At 60.7% G+C, this 6,485-nt stretch carries 7 protein-coding genes; 2 read left to right on the top strand and 5 right to left on the bottom strand.

What is annotated here, in order from left to right; all coding sequences use genetic code 11:
* Nucleotides 1-717: nucleotidyltransferase family protein (locus GHK62_RS09725; protein WP_234886835.1), on the top strand; the 717-nt coding region annotated here is incomplete at its 5' end.
* Nucleotides 718-761: 44 nt separating this feature from the next.
* Here the strand turns inward: GHK62_RS09725 and GHK62_RS09720 are convergent.
* The 5 genes from GHK62_RS09720 to GHK62_RS09700 all read right to left on the bottom strand — a co-directional run bounded on the left by GHK62_RS09720 (nt 762) and on the right by GHK62_RS09700 (nt 5,410).
* Nucleotides 762-1,223, bottom strand: a complete 462-nt coding sequence (locus GHK62_RS09720; RefSeq protein WP_153438485.1) for a YbaK/EbsC family protein — start codon at nt 1,221-1,223, stop codon at nt 762-764.
* A gap of 95 nt (nt 1,224-1,318) precedes the next feature.
* The gene (locus tag GHK62_RS09715) at nt 1,319-1,507 is read right to left on the bottom strand and encodes a hypothetical protein (RefSeq protein ID WP_153438483.1); all 189 of its coding nucleotides are present in this window, start codon (nt 1,505-1,507) and stop codon (nt 1,319-1,321) included.
* 69 nt (nt 1,508-1,576) lie between these two features.
* On the bottom strand, nt 1,577-1,831 hold the full coding sequence (locus GHK62_RS09710; RefSeq protein WP_153438481.1) for a GlsB/YeaQ/YmgE family stress response membrane protein: 255 nt from the start codon (nt 1,829-1,831) through the stop codon (nt 1,577-1,579).
* A gap of 173 nt (nt 1,832-2,004) precedes the next feature.
* Entirely contained in the window at nt 2,005-3,297 is a 1,293-nt protein-coding gene (rhaI, locus tag GHK62_RS09705) for an L-rhamnose catabolism isomerase (RefSeq protein ID WP_153438479.1), read from the bottom strand.
* Between the two features lie 13 nt (nt 3,298-3,310).
* Nucleotides 3,311-5,410, bottom strand: coding sequence for a bifunctional rhamnulose-1-phosphate aldolase/short-chain dehydrogenase (locus GHK62_RS09700; RefSeq protein WP_153438477.1), 2,100 nt, complete (start codon nt 5,408-5,410; stop codon nt 3,311-3,313).
* Between the two features lie 200 nt (nt 5,411-5,610).
* Between GHK62_RS09700 and GHK62_RS09695 the strand changes: the two genes are divergently transcribed.
* Nucleotides 5,611-6,423 carry a DeoR/GlpR family DNA-binding transcription regulator gene (locus GHK62_RS09695; RefSeq protein WP_153438475.1) on the top strand — a complete coding sequence of 271 codons (813 nt, stop codon included), beginning with the start codon at nt 5,611-5,613 and terminating at the stop codon, nt 6,421-6,423.
* Nucleotides 6,424-6,485: the final 62 nt, after the last annotated feature.

Genomic DNA, 6,485 nt, shown 5'->3' with positions numbered 1-6,485 from the left:
CGCCCCGCCGATATCGCCGCCTGCATCGGAGCGCTTCAGGGCATCGGATATGAAATCCGGCTCGGCGCCGGTGACGGCTCATGGCCGGGAAACCCGAAGTTTCATTTGCCGACCGTATTGGACCGGCCGACGGATGTCGGTAGCATCGATCTGCAATGCCGGCCGAAAGGTCCCGCCTCCTTTAGCGACATCGAATGGCTTTACCGCCACAGCCGGCAGTTCGCACTCGACGGAGGATATGTCCACGTCCCGTCACCCTTCGCCCAGATCGTCTTCCTGATCTTGCATGACCAGTTCCAGGACGGCGACTATTGGCGCGGCTTGATCGACCTGCGCCATCTTCTCGATATGGTGAAACTTGCCCGGTCGCATCGTATCGAGTGGGAGGTGCTGAGAGCGCTCTTTGCCGCCGGTTACGAGCGAAATGCCGTGGACACGCAGATTCTCACCGCACATGCCTTGTTCGGTGCCGAGGAGGTATCCGAATTGTCGTTAGGCAGGCTTGCGCATCTTCAACTGGCGCGACGCCGCTTGCAGGTCGGGAGGGACTATCTCGTCGTCCCCTTAGCGCTTCTCACGCTTTTGACCGAGATCGTTCATTACTCGTCCTGGGACCGTTACGGAGGTGAGCCTCATCCCTCCCGATGGCTGGAAGCAAGGCGTAAGATTCGCGAGCTGCGGCGCGTCTTCCGGCTGAAGCCGCCGGGAAAAGTTTAGGGATAGTCGAATGAGATTAACGGTTTCGACGGTTACGTTCCGCTTCACAGCGCCGAGACGTCGACCCATTCCGCTCCGGTCAATTCCGCGATGCGCTCAGGGCTGATATGGACGGCGGCGTTGGTCGCGCCGGCCGCGGGAACGACGACGTCATAGGCCTTCAGGGACTCGTCGCAATAGATGTTGTGCGGCTTGGCCAGACCGAAAGGGCAGACGCCGCCGACCGGATGGCCCGTTTCCGCCTCCACCTCGTCGAAGCCGAGCATGCGGGCCTTTGTGCCGAAGCGGGCCTTGTACTTCTTGTTGTCGAGCCGGGCGTCACCGCGCGTGACGATCAGGATGACGTCGTCTCCGACCTTGAGTGCCAGCGTCTTGGCAATTTGCGCGGGCTCGACACCGTGGCCTTGGGCTGCAAGTTCCACCGTGGCGGTACTTTGAGCAAGTTCGATGACATCGATGTCAGGCGCGTGTTCGGAAAAGAACTGTTTGACGGAAGCAAGGCTCATTGGGGGCAATCTGTGTGGCAAAACAGGTTGTCGGGAAAAATGCGAATGTGTGGCGGCAAGCCGGGATTGCGCTCGCTGCGGACGGCGTTAGTGTTTCAATCGTCGTTCGAGGCGTCAAGATCTTCGGGACGCCGGCCTTCCTGCTGCGGCGGCAGATAGCCGTGGCTTGCGAACCAGCTCTCGAGGATTGTCGAAATCGCCTGTTCGCGCGTCAGCGTGCCCCGATGGTCGGTGATGAAGGTTTTGAGGGCCGTCTCGATATTTGCGGCATAGAGTTCGGTCATAGTTGCCTCCGCTTGCAGCGCCGCGCGTCCTTCCAGACGCGCAAAGGTCGCAAAGGTTCTTCAGCAGGCTTATGCCTGTTTGACGATGCGGATCAGCACCAGAAGGATGATCGCGCCGATCGTCGAATGGATGATCGCGGAAAGGATACCAGTGCCGAGGCTGATCCCGATCGCGGGAAAGAGATAGCCGGCGATGAATGCACCGACGATGCCGACGACGATGTTGCCGATCAGGCCAAAGCCGAAGCCGCTGACGATCAGACCGGCAAGCCAGCCGGCAACCGCGCCCACGATCAGGAATACCAGGATGCTTTCAATACCCATGAATCGCTCCTCTCCAGTGGATCCATAGGAAAAGATAGATCAGGATTTGAAATCAGATAGGGGGCAATTTTATCGTGTGGCGATTTTGCACCGTTTTCCGGCGGCCGGTGCACGCTTCCAACGGTTCCGCGATGTGGGGTTGGGAGCGACCGCTCGCAATCGCTCGCAACTGATTAGACGATACCGCCGCCACCGCCGGCGACCGCCGGCCGTTCGCTCGCCACCTTGGCGCGATAGCCGCTCGTGCGGTAGGTCGCAACCGGCGCGATCGCACCGCCATGTTCGAGGCGTGCCATCGCCAGGATCGGTTCGACGTCCGTCCTGAAGGCGGCCTTGAGCGTTTCCGACGCCATTAGCGCATCATTGCTCTGCTGATAGTCGTTGAGCGCCTTGCGATCGACGAGAAAGGCCTGGGCATAGGCACGGCAGACTTCCATCGCGCTGGTCATCAGGCTCTCGATCGGATCCGTCACGTTGTGGCTCTGGTCGAGCATATGCGCGGGATTGAAGCCTTCCGCACCCCGCATCTCGGCGTCGACCAGTTCGTTGAAAACCAGGAACAGGCGATAGGGATCAATCGACCCCGTATCGAGATCGTCGTCGCCGTATTTGGAATCGTTGAAGTGGAAGCCGCCGAGCTTCCCAAACTGGATCAGCCGAGCCACGATCATCTCGATATTGACGTTCGGCGCATGGTGGCCGAGGTCGACGAGACAGAAGGCTTTGGGGCCGAGCTCCTGCGCGATCAGGTAATTCGTCCCCCAGTCCTGCACTACGGTCGAGTAGAAAGCAGGCTCGTACATCTTGTGTTCGGTGAAGACGCGCCAGTCGTCCGGAAGCGCCGCATAGACTGCTTTCATCGCGTCGAGATAGCGTTCAAACGCCTTGGTGAAGTTGCTCTGCCCGGGAAAATTGGAGCCGTCGCCGATCCACACCGTCAGCGCCTTCGACCCCAGCGCCTTGCCGATCTCGATGCATTCGAGATTGTGCTCGACCGCCTGGCGCCGTGTCGCCGCGTCGCTATGCGAGAGCGACCCGAACTTGTAGGAATGCGCCTGACCGGGCACATCGGAGAAGGTGTTCGAGTTCATCGCATCGAAACCCAAGCCGAGCGCCGTGCCCTTCTCCTTCAACGCCTTGAGGTCGGAAACCTTGTCCCACGGGATATGCAGCGAGACGGTCGGCGTCGCCTGCGTCAACTGATGGATGACGCCGCAGTCTTCGAGCTTGTCGAAGATGTTGCGCGGTTCGCCCAGCCCTGGGAATCGGGCAAAACGCGTCCCGCCGGTGCCGACGCCCCAGGAGGGGACGGCAACGCCATAGGCGGCGACCTTTTCCTTGATGGAGTCGATCGCGATGCCGCGGCGGGCAAGCCTTTCGCCGAGGCTTTCATAGTCTCGGTTGAGCGCGTCCCGACGGCTCGCATTCTCCGCCTCGACAACGGCCTTGCTGATCATCTCGGTCATGGCAGCCTCCGGATTAGCGCGTGAACGACTGGGCATTGCCCGCGTCGACATTGACGATATTGCCCGTCGATTTTGCCGACATGTCGGAAGCGAGGAAGTAGATCGCCTCGGCAATGTCTTCCGGGAAGACGCTGAGCTTCAGCATGGAACGCTCGCGATAATGAGCCTCCAGGTCGTCCACGTCCATCTTGTAGGCGGCAGCGCGCTGCTCCTTCCACTCGCCAGTCCAGATCTTGGAACCGCGCAGCACCGCGTCCGGATTGACGACGTTGACGCGGATCTGCGCCGACGCCCCTTCGAGTGCCAGGCAGCGGGCAAGATGGATCTCCGCCGCTTTCGCCGTGCAGTAGGCGGACGCGCCGGGGGAGGCGGCAAGGCCGTTCTTCGAGGCGACGAACACGACATTGCCGCCGGCCTTCTGGTTGCGGAAGATGCGGAAGGCTTCGCGCGAAACGAGGAAATAGCCGGTCGTGAGAATGTCGATGTTTTTGCTCCAGAGCGCCAGCGTCGTATCCTCGATCGCTGCCGACGAGGCAAGCCCGGCATTGGAGACGAGGATGTCGAGGCCGCCGAAGGCGAGGAGCGCGTCGCCGAAACCGGCTTCCACCGCCGCCTCGCTGGTCACGTTCATGTTGACGGAGCGGACGAAATCCTTGCCGTAGCGGCCGGCCAGTTCGGTTTGCGCCGCCTCGAGCGCCGTTTCGTCGATGTCCGCGAGAACGACGCAGGCGCCTTCCTGCATCAGCCGGTTGGCCGTCGCCTTGCCGATACCGCCGGCGCCGCCGGTGACGAGCGCGATGCGGCCGGCGAGACTCTTCGGCTTCGGCATGCGCTGGAGCTTTGCTTCTTCAAGCAGCCAGTATTCGATATCGAAGGCTTCCTGCTCGGGCAGGCCGACATAGGTCGACACGCCGGAGGCGCCACGCATGACATTGATCGCATTGACGTAGAATTCGCCGGAGATGCGGGCTGTCGCCTTGTCCTTGGCGAAGGTGATCATGCCGACGCCCGGGACGAGATAGACGACGGCGTTCGGGTCGCGCATCGCCGGGCTGTCGGCGCGCTTGCAGCGCTCGTAATAGGCGGCATAGTCGGCGCGATAGGCGACGATCGCCTCGGAAAGCCCGGCAACTGTCTTTTCGATGTCGGGATTGGCCGGATCGAAATCGACGACCAGCGGCCGGATCTTCGTTCTAAGGAAATGGTCGGGGCAACTCGTTCCGAGCGCGGCCAGCGGTTCGAGATTTTTGGATGTCACGAAATCGAGCACAGCCTGACTGTCGTCGAAGTGTCCGACCTTCTTCTCCGCTGCGCTGATCAGCCCGCGGATGATTGGCATCAATCGCTTGGCGATCGCCGCGCGCTCGGCGCTATCCAGAGCCGGCTTTACCGCCCCGCCGAAGGCAGGTGCCGTATTCTCTGCCTCGAACCAGGCAATCGCCCGGTTGATGATTTCGATGGTCGTCTCGTAGGCTTCCTTGGCCGTGTCTCCCCAGGTGAAGAGCCCGTGGCTTTCCAGGACCACACCGCGTGCCTTCGGATTTTCGAGGCAGAATTTTTCGAGCCACAGGCCCAGCTCGTAGCCCGGCCGTTTCCACGGCAGCCAGCCGATCTCGTCGCCGAAAATTTGCTGGGTCAGCTCCTTGCTGTTCTGGGATGCAGCGATCGCGATGATCGCATCCGGATGCATGTGATCGACATGGGTCTTCGGCACATAGGCGTGCAGCGGCGTATCGATCGAAGCGGCGCGCGGATTGAGATTGAACGTGCAGTGCGGCAGGTAGCCGACTATCTCGTCTTCGAACTCGACACCCCGGTAAATGCCTTTCAGGGCGCGGAGCTTGTCCATGTAAAGGGTCGCGAAGCCGTCGAGCTTGATGGTGCCGACATCGCCGCCCGATCCCTTCACCCAGAGGACCTCGACCATTTCGCCCGTCAGTGGATCTTTTTCCATGACCTTGGCCGAGGTATTGCCGCCACCGTAATTGGTGATCCGCTTGTCCGATCCGAGAAGATTCGAGCGGTAGAGAAGCTTCTCCGGCTCGCTCATCCCTGTCACCTTGGCCTCATCCCAGAGATTGGCCAGGCGAGCGCCCTGTTGCTTGTCGAGCATGTTGAATTCCTCCCGGTAAGCTATCCGGCGGCAGTAGGACCGCGGCGACATGATTGGCATCAGATCACACGGTCGGCGCGCGAATGTCAATCAAAAACGATCAAAATCGTTCATATTGCGCTGCACAAGGAAAAAATATGATTGATACTGATTGACAATGCTCGGGAGTGATGGAAGCATGCGGGGCATCGGAGGAGCGAATGCACGAAAAAGAAAGACATAGGATCATCCTGTCTGCGGTTCAGGAGAAACCGGTCGTGACGGTGCCCGAACTCGTCGAGCTGACCGACAGTTCCGAGGCGACGATCCGGCGCGATATCGCCGCTCTTCACGTGCAAAAACGCCTGCGCCGCGTACGCGGCGGTGCCGAGGCGATCAATCCGCCGCAATTCGTCGGTCTCGCCGGTCGCCCCTTCAGCGTCAACGAAGGCCTGCACGCCCGCGAGAAGCAGGCGATCGCCAAGGAGGCGGTTGCGCTTTGCGAGGACGGAGAGCCGATCATCATCAACGGCGGCACCACGACCTTCCAGATGGTGCATTTTCTTGCAAACCGCCGGATGCAGGTCTTCACCAATTCCTTCCCAATTGCCGAGCACCTGCTCAAGCATTCGAAGAACACCGTGATGCTTTCGGGAGGCACGATCTACCGCGAGCAGAACATCATATTGAGCCCCTTCGACAACGACGTGACGCGCAATTTCTATGCGCGTCGCATGTTCATGGGCGCACAGGGGCTCGGACCACTCGGGCTGATGGAAGCGGATCCGCTTCTGATCCAGGCAGAACAGAAACTGATTGATCAGGCCGACGAACTGGTCGTGCTGGTCGATTCCTCGAAATTTCACAGGCGATCGAGCCTCATACTTTGCGGACTGAAGCGCATCGCCACTGTGATCACGGATTCGGGCATCGAGGACAGGCATGCCGCGATGCTCGAAGGCGCCGGCGTCAATCTGGTCATCGCCAAGGCGAAGCCCGTCGTCGACATGGAAAGTGCTTCATCGCCCGCCTGACACGGGCGAGGAGAGGGGAGTGGGACGTTGCGGCAATCCCGGGCATGGCCGGGCGGGCCGCA

This window comes from Sinorhizobium terangae (assembly GCF_009601505.1).
GTDB lineage: Bacteria > Pseudomonadota > Alphaproteobacteria > Rhizobiales > Rhizobiaceae > Sinorhizobium > Sinorhizobium terangae.
Note: the sequence above shows the minus strand (reverse complement) of the source record. Positions and strands in the feature narration are given on the sequence as shown.

What these genes read in the sequence shown, in the direction of transcription:
- GHK62_RS09720 (WP_153438485.1), bottom strand. Translation starts at nt 1,223, where the DNA reads ATGAGCCTTGCTTCCGTCAAACAGTTCTTTTCCGAACACGCGCCTGAC.
- GHK62_RS09715 (WP_153438483.1), bottom strand. Translation starts at nt 1,507, where the DNA reads ATGACCGAACTCTATGCCGCAAATATCGAGACGGCCCTCAAAACCTTC.
- GHK62_RS09710 (WP_153438481.1), bottom strand. Translation starts at nt 1,831, where the DNA reads ATGGGTATTGAAAGCATCCTGGTATTCCTGATCGTGGGCGCGGTTGCC.
- rhaI (WP_153438479.1), bottom strand. Translation starts at nt 3,297, where the DNA reads ATGACCGAGATGATCAGCAAGGCCGTTGTCGAGGCGGAGAATGCGAGC.
- GHK62_RS09700 (WP_153438477.1), bottom strand. Translation starts at nt 5,410, where the DNA reads ATGCTCGACAAGCAACAGGGCGCTCGCCTGGCCAATCTCTGGGATGAG.
- GHK62_RS09695 (WP_153438475.1), top strand. Translation starts at nt 5,611, where the DNA reads ATGCACGAAAAAGAAAGACATAGGATCATCCTGTCTGCGGTTCAGGAG.